The organism is Hymenobacter seoulensis, from assembly GCF_054780535.1.
In genome coordinates this window covers 985,732-1,007,581 of the sequence record NZ_BAAGWD010000002.1, presented here as the reverse complement: position 1 = coordinate 1,007,581, position 21,850 = coordinate 985,732, and the positions used below count along the sequence as shown (strand labels likewise).

Annotated in this window: 16 protein-coding genes and 1 tRNA gene; 10 read left to right on the top strand and 7 right to left on the bottom strand. The window is 52.5% G+C overall.

The annotated features are described in order from the left end of the window. Nucleotides 1-8 precede the first annotated feature (8 nt). The 3 genes from ACYVHC_RS12190 to ACYVHC_RS12180 all read right to left on the bottom strand — a co-directional run bounded on the left by ACYVHC_RS12190 (nucleotide 9) and on the right by ACYVHC_RS12180 (nucleotide 2,604). Nucleotides 9-725, bottom strand: a complete 717-nt coding sequence (locus tag ACYVHC_RS12190) for an SGNH/GDSL hydrolase family protein (RefSeq protein ID WP_460613985.1) — start codon at nucleotides 723-725, stop codon at nucleotides 9-11. A 215-nt stretch (nucleotides 726-940) separates the two neighbouring features. Further along, complete coding sequence (locus ACYVHC_RS12185) at nucleotides 941-1,465, bottom strand: hypothetical protein (RefSeq protein WP_460613984.1); 525 nt, start codon at nucleotides 1,463-1,465, stop codon at nucleotides 941-943. Continuing rightward, nucleotides 1,465-2,604 (bottom strand): trans-sulfuration enzyme family protein, encoded by a 1,140-nt coding sequence (locus tag ACYVHC_RS12180; protein WP_460613983.1) that lies wholly within the window; start codon nucleotides 2,602-2,604, stop codon nucleotides 1,465-1,467. Before ACYVHC_RS12180 ends, ACYVHC_RS12185 begins: the two co-directional genes overlap by 1 nt. Before the next feature lie 194 nt (nucleotides 2,605-2,798). Between ACYVHC_RS12180 and ACYVHC_RS12175 the strand changes: the two genes are divergently transcribed. From ACYVHC_RS12175 to ACYVHC_RS12165, 3 genes are all read left to right on the top strand, one after another. Further along, the gene (locus tag ACYVHC_RS12175) at nucleotides 2,799-3,740 is read left to right on the top strand and encodes a DUF2167 domain-containing protein (RefSeq protein ID WP_460613982.1); all 942 of its coding nucleotides are present in this window, start codon (nucleotides 2,799-2,801) and stop codon (nucleotides 3,738-3,740) included. A gap of 72 nt (nucleotides 3,741-3,812) precedes the next feature. Beyond that, nucleotides 3,813-4,538: a TVP38/TMEM64 family protein gene (locus tag ACYVHC_RS12170; RefSeq protein WP_460613981.1), complete on the top strand. Its 726-nt coding sequence runs from the start codon at nucleotides 3,813-3,815 to the stop codon at nucleotides 4,536-4,538. A 130-nt stretch (nucleotides 4,539-4,668) separates the two neighbouring features. After that, nucleotides 4,669-4,742, top strand: a tRNA-Arg gene (locus ACYVHC_RS12165). Between the two features lie 649 nt (nucleotides 4,743-5,391). Here the strand turns inward: ACYVHC_RS12165 and ACYVHC_RS12160 are convergent. Beyond that, a complete protein-coding gene (locus ACYVHC_RS12160; RefSeq protein ID WP_460613980.1) occupies nucleotides 5,392-5,589 on the bottom strand; it encodes a hypothetical protein in 198 nt (65 codons plus the stop codon). 379 nt (nucleotides 5,590-5,968) lie between these two features. Between ACYVHC_RS12160 and ACYVHC_RS12155 the strand changes: the two genes are divergently transcribed. After that, nucleotides 5,969-6,391 (top strand): Abi-alpha family protein, encoded by a 423-nt coding sequence (locus ACYVHC_RS12155; protein WP_460613979.1) that lies wholly within the window; start codon nucleotides 5,969-5,971, stop codon nucleotides 6,389-6,391. 510 nt (nucleotides 6,392-6,901) lie between these two features. On the opposite strand, the gene ACYVHC_RS12150 is transcribed toward ACYVHC_RS12155, so the two are convergent. After that, entirely contained in the window at nucleotides 6,902-7,555 is a 654-nt protein-coding gene (locus tag ACYVHC_RS12150; RefSeq protein WP_460613978.1) for an acetyltransferase, read from the bottom strand. Nucleotides 7,556-8,630: 1,075 nt separating this feature from the next. Between ACYVHC_RS12150 and ACYVHC_RS12145 the strand changes: the two genes are divergently transcribed. The 6 genes from ACYVHC_RS12145 (at nucleotide 8,631) to ACYVHC_RS12120 (ending at nucleotide 14,778) form a co-directional block, all read left to right on the top strand. Continuing rightward, complete coding sequence (locus ACYVHC_RS12145) at nucleotides 8,631-9,371, top strand: LexA family transcriptional regulator (RefSeq protein WP_460613977.1); 741 nt, start codon at nucleotides 8,631-8,633, stop codon at nucleotides 9,369-9,371. A 1,023-nt stretch (nucleotides 9,372-10,394) separates the two neighbouring features. Continuing rightward, entirely contained in the window at nucleotides 10,395-11,330 is a 936-nt protein-coding gene (locus tag ACYVHC_RS12140; protein ID WP_460613976.1) for a hypothetical protein, read from the top strand. A 175-nt stretch (nucleotides 11,331-11,505) separates the two neighbouring features. Then, nucleotides 11,506-11,715 carry a tyrosine-type recombinase/integrase gene (locus ACYVHC_RS12135; RefSeq protein WP_460614316.1) on the top strand — a complete coding sequence of 70 codons (210 nt, stop codon included), beginning with the start codon at nucleotides 11,506-11,508 and terminating at the stop codon, nucleotides 11,713-11,715. Between the two features lie 74 nt (nucleotides 11,716-11,789). After that, nucleotides 11,790-12,935, top strand: a complete 1,146-nt coding sequence (locus ACYVHC_RS12130) for an acyltransferase family protein (RefSeq protein WP_460613975.1) — start codon at nucleotides 11,790-11,792, stop codon at nucleotides 12,933-12,935. A 401-nt stretch (nucleotides 12,936-13,336) separates the two neighbouring features. Continuing rightward, the gene (locus ACYVHC_RS12125) at nucleotides 13,337-14,353 is read left to right on the top strand and encodes an NAD(P)/FAD-dependent oxidoreductase (protein WP_460613974.1); all 1,017 of its coding nucleotides are present in this window, start codon (nucleotides 13,337-13,339) and stop codon (nucleotides 14,351-14,353) included. A gap of 98 nt (nucleotides 14,354-14,451) precedes the next feature. Continuing rightward, complete coding sequence (locus tag ACYVHC_RS12120; RefSeq protein ID WP_460613973.1) at nucleotides 14,452-14,778, top strand: 2Fe-2S iron-sulfur cluster-binding family protein; 327 nt, start codon at nucleotides 14,452-14,454, stop codon at nucleotides 14,776-14,778. An 82-nt stretch (nucleotides 14,779-14,860) separates the two neighbouring features. On the opposite strand, the gene ACYVHC_RS12115 is transcribed toward ACYVHC_RS12120, so the two are convergent. Together ACYVHC_RS12115 and ACYVHC_RS12110 are read right to left on the bottom strand one after the other, a co-directional pair. Continuing rightward, on the bottom strand, nucleotides 14,861-15,301 hold the full coding sequence (locus ACYVHC_RS12115; protein WP_460613972.1) for a hypothetical protein: 441 nt from the start codon (nucleotides 15,299-15,301) through the stop codon (nucleotides 14,861-14,863). 140 nt (nucleotides 15,302-15,441) lie between these two features. Continuing rightward, the gene (locus ACYVHC_RS12110; protein WP_460613971.1) at nucleotides 15,442-21,738 is read right to left on the bottom strand and encodes an alpha-2-macroglobulin family protein; all 6,297 of its coding nucleotides are present in this window, start codon (nucleotides 21,736-21,738) and stop codon (nucleotides 15,442-15,444) included. Nucleotides 21,739-21,850: the final 112 nt, after the last annotated feature.

Here is a 21,850-nt window from a genome sequence, read left to right as displayed (position 1 = left end):
CCCGAAGTCTACTTCAGCAGCTGCCGCACCGTTGGGAGCACCCGATCGGCCCACTGCTGCATGTGTTTGCCGGAGTAATGCAAGCCATCGGAGGCAAACTGCGTACGGTCGGTGGCAGCGGCCCGGGTTAGGTCGGTGATATCAATGTAGGTTACTGCAGCCTGAGCGCATTCCTGCTTAGCGGCGGCGTTAAACTGATCGATTTCAGTAGAAATACGGGCCTGGTCGGAGCTGCTGCCGTAGGGCGAGCGGCCCCAATCTGGAATCGACAGCACTACTACGCGCCCCGGCCGGTTGCCGGCAAATTGAATGGCGGTTTGCAGCAATTCCCGAAACTCAGAGCGGTACGTGGCCACCGGCAGCCCCCGGAATTGGTTGTTTACGCCAATCATGAGGGAAACCAACTCGTATTTTTTTTGATTGTTCGCGGAAGCAATAGCCTGTAGCAGTGCCCCAGTAGTCCAGCCAGTGCGAGCAATAATGTCGGGCGTTGCTAGCCCCTCAGCTTGTCCCAACCGCGCTAACTGCACACTCCAGCGGTCCGTTTCGCTTACTCCTTCCCCAATGGTATACGAGTCGCCGAGCGAAAGAAAGCTGACGGTTGCGGTGCTTGGCGGAGTGACAGGAGCGGTTGGAGTGGTGCTTGTAGGAGCCGGCGCTGGTGCCGGGTTAGACTGCTCACAGCCGAAACTGAGTAGCAAGGACAAGAAGAGCAGAATCCGCATGTGTAATAGGGCTGTAGGAGGTAGAGCAATGACGTACGCCATTGCGCATAACCCAGATTGCACCAAGGCAATTCCTTTGTGCCACACTAGTTCTAAGAATACCCCACGACTTGGTAGCAGCAGAGCTACTAGCCTACTGAGCTACACCTACACTGCCCTAAACCACAACTGCCCGACCAAATGGCCGGGCAGCTGGGTAAACGTTGTGCAGCAGGTTACCAGACGGCCTTTAAGGCATCTTCTAGCTTGGTTAAAGCCCCGAAGCTGACTTTGGCCCGGCTGTAGCTCAGGCGGCCTCGTGGTACGGCGCGGGCTAGTGCCTCCACTTCGCGGAAAGCAGTTTTTGCTGGTGCATTTTCTAGGCCCAAGTATTGGGCAGGAAAAGCCGTGGCCTGCCCACGCCCGGGGCCTTCTATGGTAAACAGCCCAGTCAGCTTCCAACCGGCTTCTTGGCGCACTGCCCGGAGCTTAAGCTGCTCCGCTGGGCGCTGGGCCGGCACTATCACTTTAGTGGTGAGTAGGCCTCGCGTGGCATCCAGGGTATCAATAATGAACCCATGGGCCTGCAGATGTTGCTGAAGCTGCGCCAAGACTGAATCAGGGCGAGCGGAGGTTTGCACGAGCACGATATTGGCCCGGCTGAAGGGCGCAGCCGCCACCTGAGGTTGCTGCTGCGCTACAGCTGCGCCGGCCGTTCCCAACACCAACCCTGATACAACTGCTAACCAGCTGGTGCACATTACCCGATGGCCTGCTTTAGATCTTCGATTAGGTCATCGGCATCCTCAATGCCCACGCTCAAGCGAATCAGCGAGTCCGAGAGGCCAGCCTTGCGACGTTCCTCGGCCGGAATGCTGGCGTGCGTCATGGTAGCGGGGTGGCCTGAAAGGCTTTCGACGCCGCCCAGGCTTTCCGCCAGCGAGAATAGCTCGAATTTTTCCAGGCAGGCAATGGCGTCTTCCTTCCGGTCGCCTTGCAGCACGAAAGAAATCATGCCCCCAAAATCCCGCATCTGCTTGGCCGCAATGGCGTGATTGGGGTGGTCCTGGAAACCGGGCCAGTACACTTTCTCCACTTTGGGGTGGCTCTTGAGGTACTCGGCTATTTTGCGGCCGTTTTCGCAGTGGCGCTGCATGCGCACGTGCAGCGTTTTGAGGCCGCGCAGCACCAGGAAGCAGTCCTGAGGACCGGGTGTGCCACCGCAGGCGTTCTGGTAGAAGCTTAGGCGCTCGTGCAACTGGTCATCGTTCACCACCACGGCACCCATCACCGTGTCGGAGTGGCCGGCCATATACTTCGTGAGCGAGTACATCACCATATCGGCGCCGAGCTCCAGCGGCGTTTGCAGATAGGGCGTCGAGAAAGTATTGTCCACCACCAGCAGCGCACCAGCCTTCTTAGCTACAGCCGAGGCAGCAGCAATATCAATTACGTTCAGCAGCGGGTTAGTAGGCGTTTCCACCCAAATCAGCTTGGTGCGCTCTGTCACGGCCGCTTCCACGGCCGTCATGTCGTGCATGGGCACAAAGTGAAATTTGATGCCATACGCTGCGTATACTTTCGTGAAGAGACGGTACGAGCCACCGTACAAGTCGTTGGTCGAAATCACCTCGTCGCCGGGTTGCAGCAGCTTCACAATGCAGTCGATGGCCGCCATGCCGGTAGCAAAGGCCAGCCCATGCTTGCCGCCATCCAGAGCCGCTAGGGCATCCTGCAGCTGCGTGCGGGTGGGGTTGTGCGTGCGGGAATATTCGAAGCCTTTGTGGTCGCCGGGCGAGCGTTGCACATAGGTCGAGGTCTGGTAAATAGGCGTCATGATAGCCCCGGTGGTGGGGTCCGGATGCACACCGGCGTGAATTACTTTGGTTCCGAATTTCATGTGGGTGGTCGTTGAAACGAAGAGGTTCAGGAGTTGGAGCGCAAAGGTAGAAGAAGAAGCTATTACAACCGGTTCAGGCGCAGAAGGTACCTAGTCCTGTACGGCCGAGGCGCGGAGCCGTTTGTTGAAGTTGTGCTGATCATCTCTACTTTCTATCTTTCCCCTAAAATCCTATTCACTTTTTCTTTATCTGTTTGAAAAAACTACTACTCCTAGCGGCGCTAGCGTGCGGCTACCTCACAGCTACCGCCGCGCCTACCCCTCCTACTGCCCTCGACTCTGCGGCCCGCATGCAGGCATACGTCGACTCAGTAAATGCTACTTTTCACTACCAGACCGGCCGCGTGCAGTTGCCCGAAAACCTGGGTGAATTAGCCGTACCCACTGGTTTTCGCTACCTCGATGCCGACCAAAGCAAGCGCCTGCTCACGCAGGTGTGGGGTAACCCCGATGGCTCGTCGCTGGGTATGTTGATGCCCGCCGACCGAGGCCCACTCAGCAAAAACAACTGGGCCTTTGTGCTGGAATACGAAGGTATGGGCTACGTGAAAGATGACGACGCGGCCGATATTGATTACGACGATCTGCTGAAGGACATGCAGTCCGACACGGAAGAGGCCAACGCCGAACGGACGCAAGCCGGCTACGAGCCCGTGACGCTGGTGGGTTGGGCTGCCAAGCCCTATTACGACAAGGGCCTGAACGTGCTGCACTGGGCTAAAGTGCTCAAGTTTGGCAATTCCCCTACCAACACGCTCAACTACAACGTGCGCCTACTAGGCCGCAAAGGTGTGCTAAACCTCAATGCTGTGGGCGAAACCAGCCAACTGGCCGAGGTACGCAGCACCATTCCGGCCGTGATCAAAAGCGTTTCGTTTGCGCAAGGCCTGCGCTACGCCGATTTTAATCCCGAGCTGGATGAAGTAGCGGCCTACGGCATTGGCGGCTTAGTGGCCGGCAAGGTGCTAGCGAAGGTGGGCTTCTTTGCCATCATCCTCAAGTTCTGGAAAATTGGCTTGGCGCTGCTCGCCGGCGCCTGGACGGCCATTCGTCGGTTCTTCGGCGGCAAAGCCAAGGACGATGAGCTACAGCCGGTTTTGGCCGGCGGCGACCCTAGCGACGAGACACCCGCATAGCCATCGGAGCCATTTTTACGTTCTTACATTCGGGCCGGCCCTCGTGCGCCGGCCCGTTTGTTTTACTTGCCTATGGCTTTCCTGAAAGAACTGTTTCACCAGAATACCTCCACCATCGTCTCGCTGTTTCTAATGGCGCTCCTGCCGCTGGTCGGCGATAGTGCTCTGGCCTGGGGCCTGCACCAGAATGCGGGGTGGCTGCAGGACCCTTCCTTACTGCAGATGTTGCTGTACTTTGTGGGGGTAGCGTTTACCATGACGTTTGCCCTGACGCACACCACAGTGGTTGTGCTAGTTACAGCGTTTTATTTTGATTGGGCTGGCTTTCCGGGCATGATCCTGACCTACATGCTCGCCGCCTTGTTCGGGCATATGCTCGCTACCTCCCTAGACAAGGGCAAGCTCATTCAGCTGCTGGAAAAGTTTCCGAAAGCCCACGCCGTTATGCACGAGCTACGCGGCGACAGTTGGCGTCTGGTGCTGCTTACGCGCCTTTCGCCGGTCCTACCCTTCGCCATGATAACCTTTATTCTGGCCGTGATGGGCGTACCGCGGGGCAAATTCCTGACGGCATCCGTAGTAGGCATGCTACCCCGTACGCTGTTCTTCTACTGGCTAGGAACCAAAGCCCAGGATGTATTGCTCCTGATCCAAGACCCCGATACTGGCACCACCGGCAAAGTGCTGGTAGTGGTCTTGATTGCGGTATCGTTGTTCGGGCTATATTTCTTGTTTACCCGGGCCGTGAAGCGTTCTTTGGAGAAAAGTGTGAAACAGGAGCAAAAAAATTTCAATTGAGATTCAGCATCTTGCACGTCTTAGCTATGGTTTTTGCTTGAAATTTTGCCTGACAGTTTGCACGCCCCAGTTTTTCCCTGCTATCTTTGCACAACCAAAACGGAGGAACGCTCCCGAAATGGTGAAAATTGGTTGCGTAGCTCAATTGGATAGAGCATCTGACTACGAATCAGAAGGTTTAAGGTTCGACTCCTTACGTGACCACAACAACTAATATAAACCCCGGTTCTGATTCAGAATCGGGGTTTTGTTTTTCTGGTGTGTGACTGAGTGTGTGAAAAGCGCATATACTACCTCTCTCCTACCCTTGGTGCTATGACTGAAACCTTTGTCTACAAAGGGAATCTACCAGTAAATTTGAGAATGGCAGAACGTATTCTATTGCCTTGGATAATTGCCGAGACTTTATTCAAGCGGTGGTGATAGGCGCTGATGTGCACCATTATTCTAGCCTACACGAATTTCTACAGAACTGGGTACCCATTGCTTCAAGTAACCCGGCATGTAATGGTAGTAATAGTGCTGCCGAGCATGGCGGCCTCGGGGACTAATGGGTAGGCGCTTCAACGACTACCCTGAAGAAATTCAGGAGCACCTGGCCTCTGAAATGCTAGAGCTAGTGAGCGGTTACGTTCCCGCTTATACGCACATTAGTCAGGTACAGAGATGCCTTCACCAACCCAACCCAGAGGTAAAAGGCGGTAACATTCCGTTCTATCACCAGAATATATATGCCGTGCAGGCAGAACTGAATTACTAAAGTATAATAGCCTTAGCTCCGGTCTAAGCCTAGGGCACTCATCACACAGGAAGTCACCACGCGGTAGCCTACACGCTGCAACTCTTCCGGATACTACTCAAAGTAGCGGTCTATCAGCAGTCCAGCAGATTGGGAAGGGCCAATCTGTGCCCAGCCGTACTGCGAGATTTCAATGTGTACTGTGTCCTGATCAAACATGCCCCGCTCAAAAGCAAATTGAAGTGGGTCAGCGTAACGGTCAACTACCTTCACGGTAAGTAGCCACTTAGCATTCGATTCAAAAGCATACATAGGTTCAGGTTATAGTTTAGCCAAAACTACTGAATCACCCGAGTGCCCCATACCATTAGCATGCTTACCCTAGGTGACTACAAGTAGAAGCCGGGCAACCTGATAACGCTGGAAAGTGGCTGGCCTATTCTCACCGTGACGTGGCGCGGCAAGTTCAAAGCACTGGATGGGTACACCTACAATGTGTACCAAGTGAGTAAACAGTACTGAGATGTGTACTTTGAAGATGAGCTGTACTCGACTCTTCGGCCTCGATCAATTTAGTTAGCTTTCCTCATTCAAGTTTACTCAACCTTTACCTATTCAAATAGATTTAAATAGCATCCCACCCTACACTTTAGAATCTGTTTTAGCCGGCGGAGCCGCAGTGCTGGCTAAGATGAATGAGAAAATATTACTCGGATTGTATGACGACCTAGCCAAGCCTGGAGTTCGAAAGGTAGGCAAGGCTTTATCTACAGTATTAGGTCTAACGAATACTCTTTTGTTGCCAGTTCAAGGAGTAAATGATGCCAACCAAATGCTCTATAAGTACTATATGGAGCAACTGCGACTTAAGCTTGAAAACGTACCCGAAGAAAAGATTGTAGAGGTTGCACCTGAAATAGGTGTCCCAATAATTGAGCGTTTGGGCCGTACAACAAATCTAAAATTGAGTGAGCTTTATATCAACCTACTGGCTAACGCTTCGAATGTGGATTACGCCACAGAGGTACATCCTAGGTTTATATCATTAATTAAGAGCTTAACGCCTAATGAAGTACTGTTACTGGAGCGAGGTATGGGCAGAATGCATATTTGACGATCATTCATAGATCGAAATTCGCAGTGCCTTACAGTGGTCATTCTGTAGGTGAAAGCCTGAGGTCTACAAAAAAATACCAGAACATATTTTAGCCTTACTATATGTACCAGAAAGAGTTCGTTTCTACTTTTCAAATCTGATAGCCTTGGGATTTATTAAAGACAAATACTTCCCAGCGTTCAATGATGAACATAAAGAGCTGGTTAGTGCCTACTTGCACCTCCAAGGTTTCCACTTAGATAGAGATGGCAAAGAGTATGTATTTGAGAAAGGAAATTACCAAAGCACTCAATTAGCCGTTCTCTTCGTTAAAGCTTGTAAGTAGAAAGATTAGCTAGCAAATAAAGCCTTGGCTCTTGCGAGAAGCTGGGGCTGTTTACTAAAAGGCATGCTACCAGCTGTCTTCACCCAAGAAGAGCCGTACCCGACATTCGGGGCCAGATCAAGGTGGTTATCCAGAAAAGATGACAAAGTGCCCCCTATCCTTGCACCACAGGGCACTATTGTTTATTTGAATAGAGTAAACCGGGTGGCGTCTACACGCCGAGGTTTAGAAGCTGGAGCAGAGAAGATAGCGTTATCGGTAGTGGGCCGATTCATTAGACAGCCCGAACCAATAATATTGTTCGCACCGATATGCACATGCTCATTCACAACCGTTCCCATCCCAATGAAAGTGTGATTACCTACCTGTACGCTCCCACCAAGCGTACATGCTGATAGCAATACATGGTCGCCTATGTGGCTATGGTGCCCAACGCGTGCTCCAATAAGCATGACGTTGTTTCCAATGGTAACAAAAGGATGAATGGAGCTTACTTCATCAATGAAGACATTCTCTCCTATAAGTAAATCAGGCCACACTTGGGCGCGGGATGCAATGTAGTTCGCAAGCGAGTAGCCGAGATGCTTGGCGGCTAAGTATAGACGGTGTCGAGCGGCCTGCTGACCCACCGCAATATGCATCTTAACCTCCTGGGGCGAGTATAGGTTACTCACTTGCTCAAACGCCACAATAGGCAAGCCGAGTAGTGTAGACTCATCTTCTGGCATATAGGCTGCCTCGATACAAAAAGCCACTACCTCGTACGCACTGTCATGTGTAAAGAAGTAATACGCTAATTCGGCTTGTGAGCCCAATCCGTATAAAAGTAGTTTCAAAGAAGTACAAGTAAGGAGAAGGGTTAAGCTAACTAGCTCAACAATGTAGCAAAGATACAATGCCCTTATTTATAGCAGATTATAATTAGATTAGCTGAGCAAAAATAATATTTCTACTGAGTCTAAGGGAGCCCCAATTTTTATAGGAATCGGGGCTATTCCAACCTAGTTAAGTCAATCAGCTGCGTGTATGCTTCCAGTGGACCACTGCTTACGAGGGTTCGACAGTGCTACAGCACATTCATCCCCGAGTCATAGTAAAGCTCAGCAAAGAAGCTGCCCATATGGCAGAAGTTGATGTAATCGCCTTCTTCACCCAAGCAGTTGGCCAGGAATGTGCCCTCGAATACCACTAACCCAATCTGGGCATTTAGTGACAGCAGGTTGAAGGAATAGAACGAAGGTATTGATGATGTATTTCGCGCCTACCCGGATGTGACGTAGGCCCCACTCCTTCCCTTCCTCATAAGCTTTTAGCAACTCGTAGGCTTTCGTCTTGCCGCAGCCTAAGCGGATGTGCAGCCGGTCATCATACTTCTTATCGGCACTATGTTTGGGGCTCTGCACATAAGTGCGGGTAGCTACTTCAGCTTCGGCCTGAGCTTTGGCTTAAATTTCCAGCATCGTTACCCAGTCGGGGTTGATGTTAGCACCGCCTGACGCAACGGTAAGGTGTTGGTTGGGGAGAGCGTTGACATTGTGAAGGATTGAGAAAGTGAACCAATGGGGAATATTAGAAACGAATGGAAACAAACAAGGCAAAAAAATTCAGGTCTCTAGTTGAGCTGTCTTTTCTTCAAGCCATTCGGATGCGATACCCATGACATTGATCTTTTTGCCAATTTGTAAAAGTCTTCTGGCTTGTTCGTTTTGCAGCGCATGGCGTAGCTTGGTCGCACCGAGATACCGCACATGTTATACGTTGACTGATGCTGGGGATTTGGGAGTAGCAACCATTATGGTGCGGTAAAAGGTGAATTGACATGACAAGTATACGACACATTAGATAACAATCTAACACATTTAGAAAAATAAATTGCAATAATGTGTATATTAGTGCTATTTCGTGTCCAATATGGAGGCATTAGAGACACAAAACGCGCGGGGTGAGCGGATGAAGCAGCTCCGACTAAATGCTGAACTCACTCTTAGGGAGGCTGCAGAAGCTGTAGGGCTGGCTTTTTCTCAAATCAGTAAGATTGAGAAGAATGACACTATCTACATAAAGCCTTCTGTGCTGAAGAAATTTGCAGATGCTTATAAGACATCACCTGAATACATAGAAAGCGGCAAGCACCCGAAGCCAGAGCAAGATAAGCCTGCGATAATGGCTCCCCAAGACAGTGCGCGCCGGATCCCAACAGTGCAAGTTAATTTTCGGGATATCCCATTTCTACCAGTGCGAGCCCGTACCAGCTTCGCTGAATTATATACTGATGACTCGTATAAATATGAGGATCAAGATCTTATCCCAGTACCAGGAGTACCCGATACCAAAGAGTATGAAGAAGCCTTGATTATCGAGGTTGATGGTGACAGCATGGACCAAGGCGAAAACTCTACCCTGCGTAGTGGTGCTCGTGTCCTAGTTACCCCAATGCAGCGGGATGATTGGCAGTACATGCCTAGCGGCGTCTACTGCTTTGTATTCCGCTCAACCTTCGTCATCAAACGGGTAAAGGATAATACGCTACTGAGCACTGGTATGCTTACGCTTCACTCCGATAACCTAAAGGGTGGAACACTAGAAGTGCGAGGGGAAGACATACGAGGGGTATGGAAGGTACGCTGGGGTGTGTTCACACCAATTGACTAATAACGAACCTAGTTGCCTAAATCTATATGAGCAAGTCTAGTAACTCGCAGAAAGCAGAGAATCACGAGGGATCTTCAGAAACTGTGAATGAAGTGACACAAGAAACAAATCCTCATTGCGGTATTACAATGCCTATATCTACAGCGGACGAATATTCCAGTACCTATTGGGAGATATTACGTGAAATTATTTCAGAAGCAATTCGAGCAGCAGACCACGAACCACACATTGTTAGCGACGGGAATAATTCCTCAATAATTCATAATCGCATTGTTACTAATATTTACCAAGATGATATAGCAATATGCGATGTTAGCAATATTAATCCAAATGTTATACTGGAATTTAGACTCAAGTCTGAGTCCAAATTCCATTTATTGTTATAAAATACTCAATTAATAAATATTCTTTTGACGCATCACCAATAGAATACATACAATATCCTCATAACTTAAACTATTATGAGATACTTGAATTTAAAACCAAGCTCACCTAGGCCATCAATGATGCCTTTCCGGAAGTGAAGAGGAAGGATTACAAGTCGTTTTTAGATCATTTAACTATCCCAGATCTAAAGCTATCCTATGTAAAAACAGTTGATGTAAATCAAGTTGAAGCAATAAAGCTATTACTAAATAAGGTTTCAAAACTCGAAGATGTATTAACAGTAAAAATTATCAATGAGTCACAAAGGACAAGTTATATTTTTGAATAACAGCCAGGTAATCCCAGGCTTTTAAAATAAATATAAAGAGGATATTGATTTTATTACTGAGTAAATTTCCACTTATGACAATATTAAAGAAAGATATTTTAGAGATTTGATAGCTGTAAACGTAGATAAAAGACAGCAACGTCTTTACGACTTATTGATTCAAAACACATACAATGTAGTACTACAAGATTTAGAAACAATCAATTTTAAAAATCTCCCTCATCGTGTCGCTATTCTTAATAAAATTCTGGATTCTCTAGATTTGCCGCCTTTTTAGATAAATAATAAAATAATTACTTTAAATTTTAATGACCATCCGGTTCTACTTACACAACAAAGCGACGGAAGTCCGGCATCCTATTTATATGGAAGTGCGCTGGGCTAAGCATGCCGCTGCCGATTTGGGAACTACCCCAGTAGTGCGGATGGGTGTGCGTGACTCGATGGTTAAGAAGTACTGGACTTCGAAGCAACGGGTAAGCACCCAGGACCAGGGCCGCTGTACCCGCTTCAATCGTAAGCTTGGCAAGCTCTATAAAGTAGCCGAAGACTTGCTCACCACTGCCAAGGACGCCAGACAGAAGGTAACGCCAGAGCAGATGCGCAACGCCCTGCTCATGGAGCTGAACCTAGTGGAGCCCGCCGAAGCTCCCACTCCTAAGCCAACCGAGCCGACCATAGCGCAGGTAGCTGAGGAGTGGAAGGTATTCTACAAAGCCAAGTACACCCCGAACTACCTGCGCAAAGTTGATCCCGTAGGCATGCACTGGGACGCCTTCCGCCCAGGTACCACGCTGCAGGATATCTTACCTGATGCCAAAACCTGCCGTTCGGATTTGGTAGAACAATGGTGCAACTATCTTATTGATGAAGCACCCACCCGCAACGGCGTCACCGGCCTTGAATCCAACACCGTTGGCCGCTACCTCAAAAGCCTACGGGCGCTGCTGAAGTTTTCGGGCCTGCCCTTCGCTTGGCTTACCGATGAGTACAGCTACGATATTGAGATAGACCCACTCGTATTTGAGGAAGTGATCCGCCTCTATAAAACCCCGATGCCTACCGGGCACCTAACCAGAGTTCGGGACGTGTTTGTATTTAACTGCTTCACTGGCCCCCCGCTTTGGCAACCTCCGGACGCTGGAGCACGGCGACGTGGTAGAAGATCATGGGGAGCACATCTTATAATATGTACAGATCAAAGGCCAGCGGAAGAAGCTGAAGATTCGGGTAGCGCTCGATGAAATTCCGCTGGAAATCTGGCAGCGCTACCAGGGCCGGCTACCCGTACCAGTCAATCAGGAAATGAACATGGCCATCAAAGAGGCGGCGAAGATTGCCGGCCTCGTGCGGCCCATAAAGCAGGTACGCCAGCGCGGCCCGCATCGAGTAGAGCGGCGCGGTTAACTCTATGAGTTCATTACCGCTCACGTTGCACGGCATACCTTTGCTACTATTCTGCTAGATGGTGATGCTGACTTACGCCAGGTACATGATAGCCTAGGCCACTCGGCTATTCAGACAACCCGGCGTTATGCCAAGAGCCGTGAACAGAAGCGCCATGCGGCTACCAAGTCGGCATTCCAGAATTTACGCATCAAACAGACTGATGCCAACTCCACCCCTTAACGAAGAATACAGGTAACTGGAATTCCTGCACTTCGAACCATGTTGCACCTTTCATTTCTTAAACGCATACCATCTTGAGTAAACCTTTACATCTGACCGGTTTAAACGGTATTCGGGCCATAGCGGCACTAGGGGTCGTAGTATCCCACACGACCCATGAGCTCCCAGCATTTAACATTGATGCAACGGTACTGGGTAGTTATTCTAAAGGCTTAACATTAGCAGGCTTTGGCGTAAGTATGTTCTTTTGCCTTAGCGGCTTCTTAATCACTTATCTTTTATTAAAAGAAAAGGAAGAGACACATACTGTCCAGTTTAAAAAGTTCTACGTCAGACGTGCATTGCGTATTTGGCCGTTGTACTACTTGTTTTTTGTTGCTTGCTGCGCATACTATCTTAGTACTGAGGGTAGTATTCCGAATGCCTCCCAGTTACCCTTTTATATCTTGCTAGCAGCAAATGTCCCTTTTATTTTAGGCAAGGTAATCCCTCTTGTTGCCCACTACTGGTCACTAGGAGTAGAAGAGCAGTTTTACCTTTTCTGGCCCTTTATGGCTAAGCTAGAGAAGCGAACATTTTTATATATGACAATCGCCTTAGCAGCGGTGTTGGTCCTAGCGAAGGTTGCCATTCGGTTCACTAACCCTCATTTCGACTACTCCAACTCTTATAGGGCACTACACATAACTCGCTTTCACTGCATGCTTTTCGGGGCGGTGGCAAGCATGTGGTATAATGACAACAACAAGTTGTTCATGCTCATCACGCAAAATATTGTCACGCAACTAGCTGCCTGGTTCGGCTTAGGACTTATCATCCTTAACAAGTTTCATATCGCATCTTTTGTTGATAATGAGCTGGTTAGTCTAATTACAATTGTGTTGATTATAGGGCAGATAACAAAGAGGAACCATATAATTAGCTTGGATAACAAGTTCTTCGATTTCATCGGCAAAATCTCTTATGGCATATATGTGATACACCCTTTGCTCATTGTATTGCTGGCTAAGCTTATGATGGGATTGGAACTAGACACGTATGTAAAACTGCTGGTAGCGTATGGTTCTGTTATAGGATCCACAATGCTATTGGCCTACCTGTCTTACAACTATTTGGAAAAGCCCTTCTTACGTATCAAGCATCGGTACACAGTCATACACAGTCAGGCTACGATTACCCCCCAGCTATTGGAAGATAGCCCGCGCCAGGTCGCACACTAATACAACTAGTGTGTGACGAACTCCGGTAAACACTGGCAAGTAGCGGTAAACTATGGCAAGCAGCACAAGAGCTAAAAGCCTCATATTTGCCATAGTTTGCCGCTTTCTTCCGCGTCCTATTACAGCTTACCGGACGCGTCAAATTCTTACGTGACCACTAAAGGGCTCTCAGCACTGTGCTGAGAGCCTTTTTTGTTGCCTTTCATCTTTCTGCTTAGCTGGGCCTTTACATAGTTTGGCACCTAGGGTGCGGGCTGGCAGCCGGCTCCCTATCTTTGCGCCCGCGTAACACCCGACTGTCGTAGGCATTGTTGGTCTTCGCCAACGATTTGGCTGCCTTCGCTGTTATGCCAGGGGCCTCCGGCCCGTTTGTTCTGTTTCTCGCTGTTAGTACGTAGTACATGACGAATTCCATTTCCACCGATATCTGCATTATCGGGGCTGGCCCGGTGGGGCTGTTTGCTGTATTTGAAGCTGGGTTGCTGAAGTTGCGCTGCCATGTGGTAGATGCCCTGCCGCAGGTAGGCGGTCAGCTGTCCGAAATCTATCCGAAGAAGCCGATTTACGATATCCCGGGCTTCCCGGAGGTGCTGGCCGGCGACCTGGTGCAAAACCTGATGCGCCAGATTGAGCCTTTCCACCCTACGTTCACGCTGGGTGAGCGAGTAGAGGGATACCAGAAATTGGAGGATGGCTCGTTTATCGTCACCACCATTGATGGCACCGAAATCCACTGCAAAGCCATTGCTATTGCTGGGGGCCTAGGCTCTTTTGAGCCCCGAAAGCCAGCCATTGAAGATCTGACAAACTTCGAAGGCGGCAAAGGGGTGTACTACATGGTACGCGACCCGGAAACCTTCCGCGACCAACGCTTGGTGATTGCCGGCGGTGGCGACTCTGCTCTGGACTGGACTATTTTCCTGGCGAATGTGGCCAAGGAAGTGACCCTAGTACACCGCGGCACTACCTTCCGTGGCGCCGCCGACTCCGCTGAGAAAGTAAAAGACCTGCACGAAGCGGGCAAAGTAAAATTGGTGCTCAGCAGCAACGTAACGCACGTGCACGGCAACGGCCACTTGGAGGCCGTGACCATCACGGCTAACAGCGGCGACACTGAAACACTACCCGTTGACAGCTTTATTCCGCTGTTCGGCCTCACGCCCAAGCTAGGACCTATTGGTGACTGGGGGCTGGAGCTAGAAGATGATGCCGTGAAGGTGAACACCGTGGACTACTCTACCTCGGAGCCCGGTATTTATGCCATCGGCGACATCAACACGTATCCGGGCAAGCTGAAGCTGATTCTGTGTGGCTTCCACGAAGCAGCCCTGATGTGCCAAGGCGCTTTCAAGTATATCAACCCCGATAAAAAGTACGTACTTAAGTACACTACTGTAAACGGAGTCCCGACCTTATAATCAAGTTACCAGAGGAGAGTGGTCGGTTGCTGGTGCGTTCTGTTCAGGAACCCAGGGCAGCCGGCCACTCTCCTCTGGTAATTGGCAACTAAACCTCTATGACCGACGAAGTACGCGTATATGTAGAAGAAGCGCCCGGCCAACGGCGCGAGATTGTGGCTCCGACCGACATGGGCCTGAGCCTGATGGAAATGCTGAAGGCTGATGGGTATGACATTCAGGCTACTTGCGGCGGAATGGCCCTGTGCGGTACCTGCCACGTGGAGGTGCTGGCCGGCCCCGAGTTGCCCGAACCTGGCGACGACGAACTAGCTATGCTGGAAAGCCTGCCCGTGATGACGCAAGGCAGCCGCCTCTCCTGCCAGATCCGTATTACGCCGCGCATTGATGGACTAGTAGTACGCCTCATGCCCCAGAATGCCTAGCACCTACTAAGTAGCCAGAAACCCAAAAGAGCCGCCTCAACAATGTTGAGGCGGCTCTTTTGGGTTTAGAGTTATAAGTAACCTAGCGCCGGCGACGGCTGGTTGTTTTCTTTTTGGTAGTCGATTTCTTGGAGGAAGTCCGGTGTGAAGAGGACGATTTCCGGCGTGCTGACGACGAACGGTGCGTGCTGGTGCGGCGAGGCGCAGTAGACGGGGCCGCTTTCGCTTCAGCGGCTTCTGCTGGCTTTTCTTCTTCCTTCACAGCTTCCAGATGACGAGCCGTTACTTCTACGGCGGGCTGTGAGGCGCCGGTTTCTTCAGCGGCAGCCCGCAACGTGGCGGCGTGTTTGCGGCGTACAGGCATCAGAAAATCCCGCTCGGCACGCTCCTGCGCCGAAAGTTTCTCCTCGCCGGGTAGCTGCGTAGGGGTAGTAATGGCAGCCTGTGGTTTTTTATTTCCCTGAGCCCAGGCCGTGGCGCTGCTAGCCAGCATCACCCCAACCGCAAGTACTAGTTTATGCATCAACATCATCCTACCTGAAAAAACTAACGAGTCGCAAATGTACAATTCCGGGACCGTAGTCTCAAACAAAAAGTAACAACCCATTGATTTACTGAATAATAAGCTCACTTATACTCAAGGAAGCTGAACCGTAAACAGTTTTATTTCTGAGCAGCAATTTGCACTCTGGTACCAGCTGAGTGCACCGTGAATTCGGGGGCGTAGAGGCACTGAAGCTGCGAAAGCCCGCCGGAGAAGTCGCCGCTTTGGGCAGCGCGCAACCGATATTCGAAGGTGTGCGTGCCTTTGGGAAAGTAGCTGATGAAAAAGTTGGTGGCGGCATCCCGGGGACTCTCGTAATAGCCTAAGCCACTTTGGTACCGATACCCTGACGTTTGGCCGATGAGTTCCAACCCAGCGGCACGCTGGTCTTTGAGGTGTACATATTCCAGGTCGCGGTCGGAGCGCAGCACTAGGCGCACTACCAGCACATCACCCACCCTCAGCGGGGTAGCGGCGGTGAGGCGCTCCAGCGTGGGGCCGCCCGTCGTGCGCTGCTCACGATAGAGCTGGCGTTCCAGCTGCAACGCGTTGGTGGCGGGCGTAATCTTATCCAGCTGCTCGAAATACTGCCAGTACAGAGCACCCCAGGCCACGCCGGCATCGGTTTTCTTCACCGTGACTTTGCCTTGGGCGGGTGTAATGCTGGCGCTGGGGAACATGGTTTTAAAGTACCCCGTGCCGGCCTGTTGGGCAGTAGGCTTTACGGGCTCCCCACCTACAGTTACCTGAATGGGTTGCGTGGTCTGAAGCCAGTTGGAGCCGCGCAGCAGCAGGGCGTAGCAGGCATCGGCGGTGGCGCGGGTGCTTTCCCAGTTTTGGGTTTGCTTTTGCTTTAGCAGCCAGAGTTTCATTTCATCCACCGATTTCTGGTCGTTTTGTACCTCATCAAAGGCTTCAATAAGTGTCGCCTGGGTTTCGGTAGGAGCCTCGCGCCAGTAGTAGCCGCCGCGCACTTCCTTCCAGTACATGCCGAGTTCCGGGCTGTGCAAGGCGTTTTCGCTCAGAGCCGTCAGGATTTCTTTGGTGGCGGCGGGCTGGGTTTGGGCGCGGTGCAGGGCTAGGGCCACCTGGGCCTGGAGGTAGCGGGTCTGGTCTTTCCAGTAAGTAGCGGTTTGCTGCTGATAATAGGCTAGGGCGGGCTGCGCGGCTTTGGCTACGGGTTGCGCCAGCCAGAAGCTACGGGCATATAGGGCCTGAATCTGTAGGTCTGCTAAGTGGTTTTTCTTTAGGTCCACCTTCGGCTGCTTTTGTAAGGTAGCATAGTCGCGTTGCAGTTCAGCGTCAAGGTAGGCTAGGGCACGCTGCAGAATCTGGCTTGCCTGCTCATCCTCAGCGGCATTAAAGGCGCCTAGCTTGTTGAGCTTGCCAAACCCAGCTACAATCAGTTGCGTGATGTACCGGTCATCGGGCATGCGCTCAAACCACGGGAAAGCGCCGTTAGGCTGCTGCATTTTGGCTAGCTTGGTTACTGCGCGCGTGGTTTCGGCCTTCAGGCGAGGCGCATCAAACAGCTCTGTGAGGCGGCGCATCCGCTCCGTTTCCGACTGGGCATCGCGCACCCACGGCGTTTCCTGCAGCAGCAGATTTTTCAGCTCTTGGTTTTGCTCTAACTTGCTAGTGAGAGCGGCTTTGTCGCCGAACTGGGCAGCGCGCTTCCACTCTTCCAGCGTGCTGCGGAGGCCCGGGTTGCTTTGCAGAATTTTGGTAGCTAGCAGGTTGGCGTAGAGGCGGCTGAAAACCTGTTCCGAGCACTCATAGGGGTACTCCATAAGATAGGGCAGCGCCTGCACCGCATACCACGCCGGGTTCTGGGTCATTTCCAGCGTGAGCGAGTAGTTGCGGCGCGTAGGCGAGGTAGTGCTCGTGAGCTTTTTCAGCTCGAACTCCCTAGTAGCTGGCCCCACAATGGGCAGCGGCAGACTTTCCGTGATAAGCAGCCGGTTGGGCAGGACTGGCAGCGTGTTTTCCTCGCCATCCGAGAATACCTCCACCGGCTGCTTGGCTTTGCCCTTGGCTTTTTTAGGTGCGGCCGTTTGGGCTACTACGCGGTAGGTTATGGCCTCCAAGGGTATTTTTCCTTCGGCAGTTTCCGGAATAGCTAGGTCCCAGCTCAGGGCGCTGCTTTGATTGGCCTTTAGGTCAAAGCGGAGGCTAGCGCTGCTTTTCAGCAGGCGGCTTTCTAGGGGTTGTTGATTGCGGGCATCGAAGAGGAACAGTTGCGCTGTGCCTTGCAATGGCTGGCTCGTGAGATTGCTGAGCTTGGCCGTGAAGCGTAGTTGGTCGCCTTCGCGGAAGAAGCGCGGGGCGTTAGGTGTTACCTGCAACTGCTTTTGCGTGACTAGCTCCCGGCGCAGCAGGCCAGTATGGAGTTGCTGATCATGAGCCAAGGCCAGCAACTGCCAGCGCGTTACGGCTTCGGGCATCTGGAACTCCAGCACGGTTTCGCCCTGGGCATTAGTGCGCAACTCAGGCATCCAGAAAGCCGTTTCGCGGAAGTCCTTGCGGGCTTGAACAGCAGTTAGGTCAGGTTGATTAACTTGCTCTGCCTCGGCAGCATCCTGTTGTACTTCTTCGTCCTTTTTGATAACTGGCGGGGTGAATCTTGCGCTTGAAGCCTTCGGTGCGGCGGCCATTGCCATATCCTCCATTTGTGCAGAAGCTCCGTTAGCTGCTCCAGTCCCTCCAGCACCCTTCATCATTCTATCCTGCCTCTTGAAATAAGCTTGAGCTGCTGGACCGGGTTTACCCTTTTTAAAGTGGCGATTAATATCCTCTTCTGTCAAATCGCACATAACATCATCCTCAGAACCTAGGACTGAATATCCCCAAGCATTAAGATGGGGGTAGCACCACGAGAAGGACGTATGGAAACCACGCTGAGTATTGAACAATTCATTCGAATTCTCTGTCCCAAACCGCCCCTGCCAAGCCAAAACAGGCTGGTAGTAGGGCTTCGGAAACTCCAGCTCCATAAATGCATGGGGCCGGAAGGTATCCAGAGACTTATCGTAGAGCGAGGCGAGCAACTCCGCTTGGGCGGGCTTACCACCGGTTTGATGAATGGTAACGCGCCAGGTTTCCTTCTGGCCGGGTTGAAGCTTGTCGCGGAACGTGGCAATGCTGAGGGCTAGGGGTGCGGTCGGCGTGGCCACTTCTATGGTAGCCGTGTGGGTGTACAGGCGATTGTCGCGCACCTGGGTGGTGTGCACATACACCTGCGTTTCGCCGAGGTTGGCGGGCACTGGTATTTTTAGCTGGCGCTGTTCGCCGGCGGCTAGGGTAAGCCACTCTTGGCGCAGGGTTTGGCCTTTGGCTTCTGCCTGCACCAAGATGCGCGCCCCAGCTTCAGAGCTACCCACTAACAAGCGCACGGGCTGGCCGGGCGCTACACTATCCTGGAGGTTCACAAACCAGTCGGGGGTAGGCAATGGCAGCGTGGTGGCCGCGGGGGCATACAACGTGAAGCGTTGTTCCGCTTTAGCCGGTTGGGCACTGGCTGGCAACGTAGCGGTGGCCTCCAGAACATACCGCCCGGGCGCCTGCTGCGCCAATGGAGCTGCTAGCCCCGGCAGTAACGGCGACTTCTCGGTATCGAATTCCTGCGTGAGCACGAGGGTGCGGGCCCAGGTGCTGTCGTTATCCTCTTTGCCGTAGGCATCGAGTGGAAACTGGCGCTTAAACTCTTCCAGGCTCAAGGCTTCACGCTCGGGTTGCGGCCAGGCACGGGGACGCAGGCCTTTGCTAGGGGGAGTCAGGCGGTAAAGCCGGAGGGTACCACGGGCGGGCTGGAGCTCGCCGGTAGCGTTGGTACTGAGCAGACGCAGCGTTGGTAGCTTTTCGCGGTTTAGCAGTTCGGGGATTTCCAAGCGCAAGGTTAGGGCCTCGGTACCCAAGCTCACGCGCTGCTCGCCGGTGCGGGTTTCGCCGGCGGCATCGGTTACGTCGGCGGTTACTTCAAACACATAGCCAGGCTGCCAGGGGCCGCGTTTGTTGCGGGCGGGGTTCTCCTCTCCTTTCGCCGTGAACTTCACCGTGAACCCACCTGCCGAATCGGTCTGGGCTGTGCCACTCAGGATTTCCACTTCGGGCCGGCTAGGTCCGTAGCCGCCGTACCCCCGGCCAAACATGGGCCATAGCGTGTTGCGCACAACCCGGTAGTTCACGGTAGCCCCATCAATGGGTTGGCCGGCATAGGCCGTGGCTTTGCCGCGCATGGTTATTTCCTGGCCGAGCACCGGCGTGCCCTGCACTGGCTCAAACGTTACCTGGAAGGTAGGCCGCTTGTAATCTTCCACCGCAAAGCTGATGCTGCCATCATCCGTCTGGAGGCTCATTTCGCCATTCAGCAGGCCAGTGGGCAGTACGATAGAGCTGTGGAAGGAGCCGAAATCAGAGGTAGTGAAAGGCAGCGTCTGCACGGTTTGGCCGTTTACATCTATCAGCCGTACCGATATAGCCTGCTTGGTTAGCAACCGAGATTTTCCCGCCTGACTTTCGGTCAGAATGCCTTTGAAATACAGCGTCTGGCCGGGGCGGTAAATGGCGCGGTCAGTGTACAGGAACGTGCGCCGCTGGGGCTGCTCGACCTCTTGATTGCGCGCTCGGCGTGGGAAGTAGTACCCACCTTCTGCTATCAGTAAGGAGTCTCTGCCCTTAGTAAGTAGTACTGCTTCAAGTTGAGTATTTTCGCCAGACACCAATCCGAACGGTATCTGTGCTACACCTTCTGTGGAGGTGGTTACAGTTGCCCCTCGCCGGCTTCTGTGTTGCTGTGCTTTCTGATCGTAGTACTGCATAAAAGGCAGTACCTGCACACCAGCTAGCATCTGCCCACTTTGGCGGTGCAGCACCAGCAATTCTGGTCCTTCCTGTTGAGCAGCACTTCGCCGGACCTGACTTAGCTCACTTACGCTTAGCTCCGAGTGAGAGGTAGTGACGCCTTGACGCTCTTTCGTGGGAGCGTCTGGAGCGGTACTCACCACGATAAGGTAGTGACCAAGTGGTAGCGCGGGTCCGGCGTGCTGCACCGTGTGGCTCTTATAGTCACTGGGGCCAGGCATGGGAAGCTTCCAGGTAGCGGCGGGGGTAGCAGCCAACACGCGGGCATAGCGCTTTTGCAATGATTGGTTTTCATTCCGCTCAGGCTGCTCCTGCTGGCGAAGTAGTTGGGCAACGCTTACCCGATAGGCCTTGGCATACAGCTGCGTTACATTGCGCACGTTTAGCTTCAGCAGCCAAGCTTGGTTGGGCAACACGACCTCCTCGGTGGTGAAGGAAAGCTCCACGGCTTCGAGGCGACGACGGAGCGCTAGCGCCTGCTGCGCCCCCCTTGATGTTGGGAAGCGCTTTTCTGCCTGCAAAGCCAGCTCACGCGCTTTGGCGGGCTGGCTTTCCGTATATGTTTCGGCTTGTTCCGTCAGAAACTCAGTGGAAACGGGCACGGCGGCAAACGTTTCGGCGGCCTGAGCCAGAGCGGCGCGGTACAGCTCTGCTTTGGTTGCGAGCTCTGTGTGTTGGTGCACAAAGCGCAGGCGCTTCAGCTCCACATCGGCGAGGGCGGCTAGGTTCTTGGTGTCCTGCAACCGGAAAGTGGTGAGTTGCTGCAACACTTGCAGGGCATGAAACTGGCCATTCAGTGAGTCTGCTAGGGGTGCCGTTAGCTTAAGGCGCGCAAAGTCAGCGGCTGGGCCAAACAGGCCAGCATCCCGCAGCTCAAACTGCTGGGCCGGAGTCGTAATGTAGTACTCGTCGTTTTGCAGGCCATCAATGGCGCGGTGGGCCAACAGATCATAAAGCGTGGGGCGCAGAGCTTGGCCTTCGGCATCGCCTAGGCGCACGGCGTAGCCCAACTGCCGGAGGGTGAGTTGCTGCTGACGCTTGGCTTCCTCGGCCACGGAGGCGCGGTAGTGCTGCACCACGGCGCTGCCCAAACGGGCGGCATCCCAGGTGCGGATATCGTCGCGGCTTTGGTCAGCGGCATCGGGGGCAGCGGTGCGGGTGCGGTCGTGGAGCTGGTAGCGGTGCTCTTGGTAGTAAGTGGCGTAGAGCTGGCCTAGCAGGCTGTGCAGAATAGGGCGGACCGGAAACTTGGCCGTTTTCAGGTCGGCCTCAAGTAACGCTATGGCTTTTTCGTCGGCTTCTTCTTCTTTGGCTTCCAGCAGGCGCAGCTTGTAGAGCAACGCGCGCAAGTACTCGGGCGTGTTTTGCTGTTGGCGGGCGCGCTGGTAAATGGGCTCAAGTAGTTTGGCTGCCGAGGCAGTTTGGCGCTTATCCAGTAGCTGATCAATTTTATTCCAGGTAGGCGCATTGCCGCCGCTGCCGGGCGGGGTAGTTTGCGAAGAACCCGTGGAAAATAGCATCAAGAGGGCGAATAAGCTGAACAGGAAGGAACGCATATAGTCAGAACGGATAAGGAGGGCAAGTTGGTAAAAACCAGATGCCGGAACTCATCTATTTCCACACGCCCACGTGCTTTTTTGCTGTGAGAGCATGAAAGCGGTCTAGCCG

Bases quoted from the DNA above. Each gene is read 5' to 3' on its own strand.
- ACYVHC_RS12160 (WP_460613980.1), bottom strand. From the start codon at position 5,589: ATGTATGCTTTTGAATCGAATGCTAAGTGGCTACTTACCGTGAAGGTA.
- ACYVHC_RS12155 (WP_460613979.1), top strand. From the start codon at position 5,969: ATGAATGAGAAAATATTACTCGGATTGTATGACGACCTAGCCAAGCCT.
- ACYVHC_RS12145 (WP_460613977.1), top strand. From the start codon at position 8,631: ATGGAGGCATTAGAGACACAAAACGCGCGGGGTGAGCGGATGAAGCAG.
- ACYVHC_RS12190 (WP_460613985.1), bottom strand. From the start codon at position 725: ATGCGGATTCTGCTCTTCTTGTCCTTGCTACTCAGTTTCGGCTGTGAG.
- ACYVHC_RS12125 (WP_460613974.1), top strand. From the start codon at position 13,337: ATGACGAATTCCATTTCCACCGATATCTGCATTATCGGGGCTGGCCCG.
- ACYVHC_RS12170 (WP_460613981.1), top strand. From the start codon at position 3,813: ATGGCTTTCCTGAAAGAACTGTTTCACCAGAATACCTCCACCATCGTC.
- ACYVHC_RS12115 (WP_460613972.1), bottom strand. From the start codon at position 15,301: ATGCATAAACTAGTACTTGCGGTTGGGGTGATGCTGGCTAGCAGCGCC.
- ACYVHC_RS12140 (WP_460613976.1), top strand. From the start codon at position 10,395: ATGACCATCCGGTTCTACTTACACAACAAAGCGACGGAAGTCCGGCAT.
- ACYVHC_RS12180 (WP_460613983.1), bottom strand. From the start codon at position 2,604: ATGAAATTCGGAACCAAAGTAATTCACGCCGGTGTGCATCCGGACCCC.
- ACYVHC_RS12110 (WP_460613971.1), bottom strand. From the start codon at position 21,738: ATGCGTTCCTTCCTGTTCAGCTTATTCGCCCTCTTGATGCTATTTTCC.
- ACYVHC_RS12120 (WP_460613973.1), top strand. From the start codon at position 14,452: ATGACCGACGAAGTACGCGTATATGTAGAAGAAGCGCCCGGCCAACGG.
- ACYVHC_RS12185 (WP_460613984.1), bottom strand. From the start codon at position 1,465: ATGTGCACCAGCTGGTTAGCAGTTGTATCAGGGTTGGTGTTGGGAACG.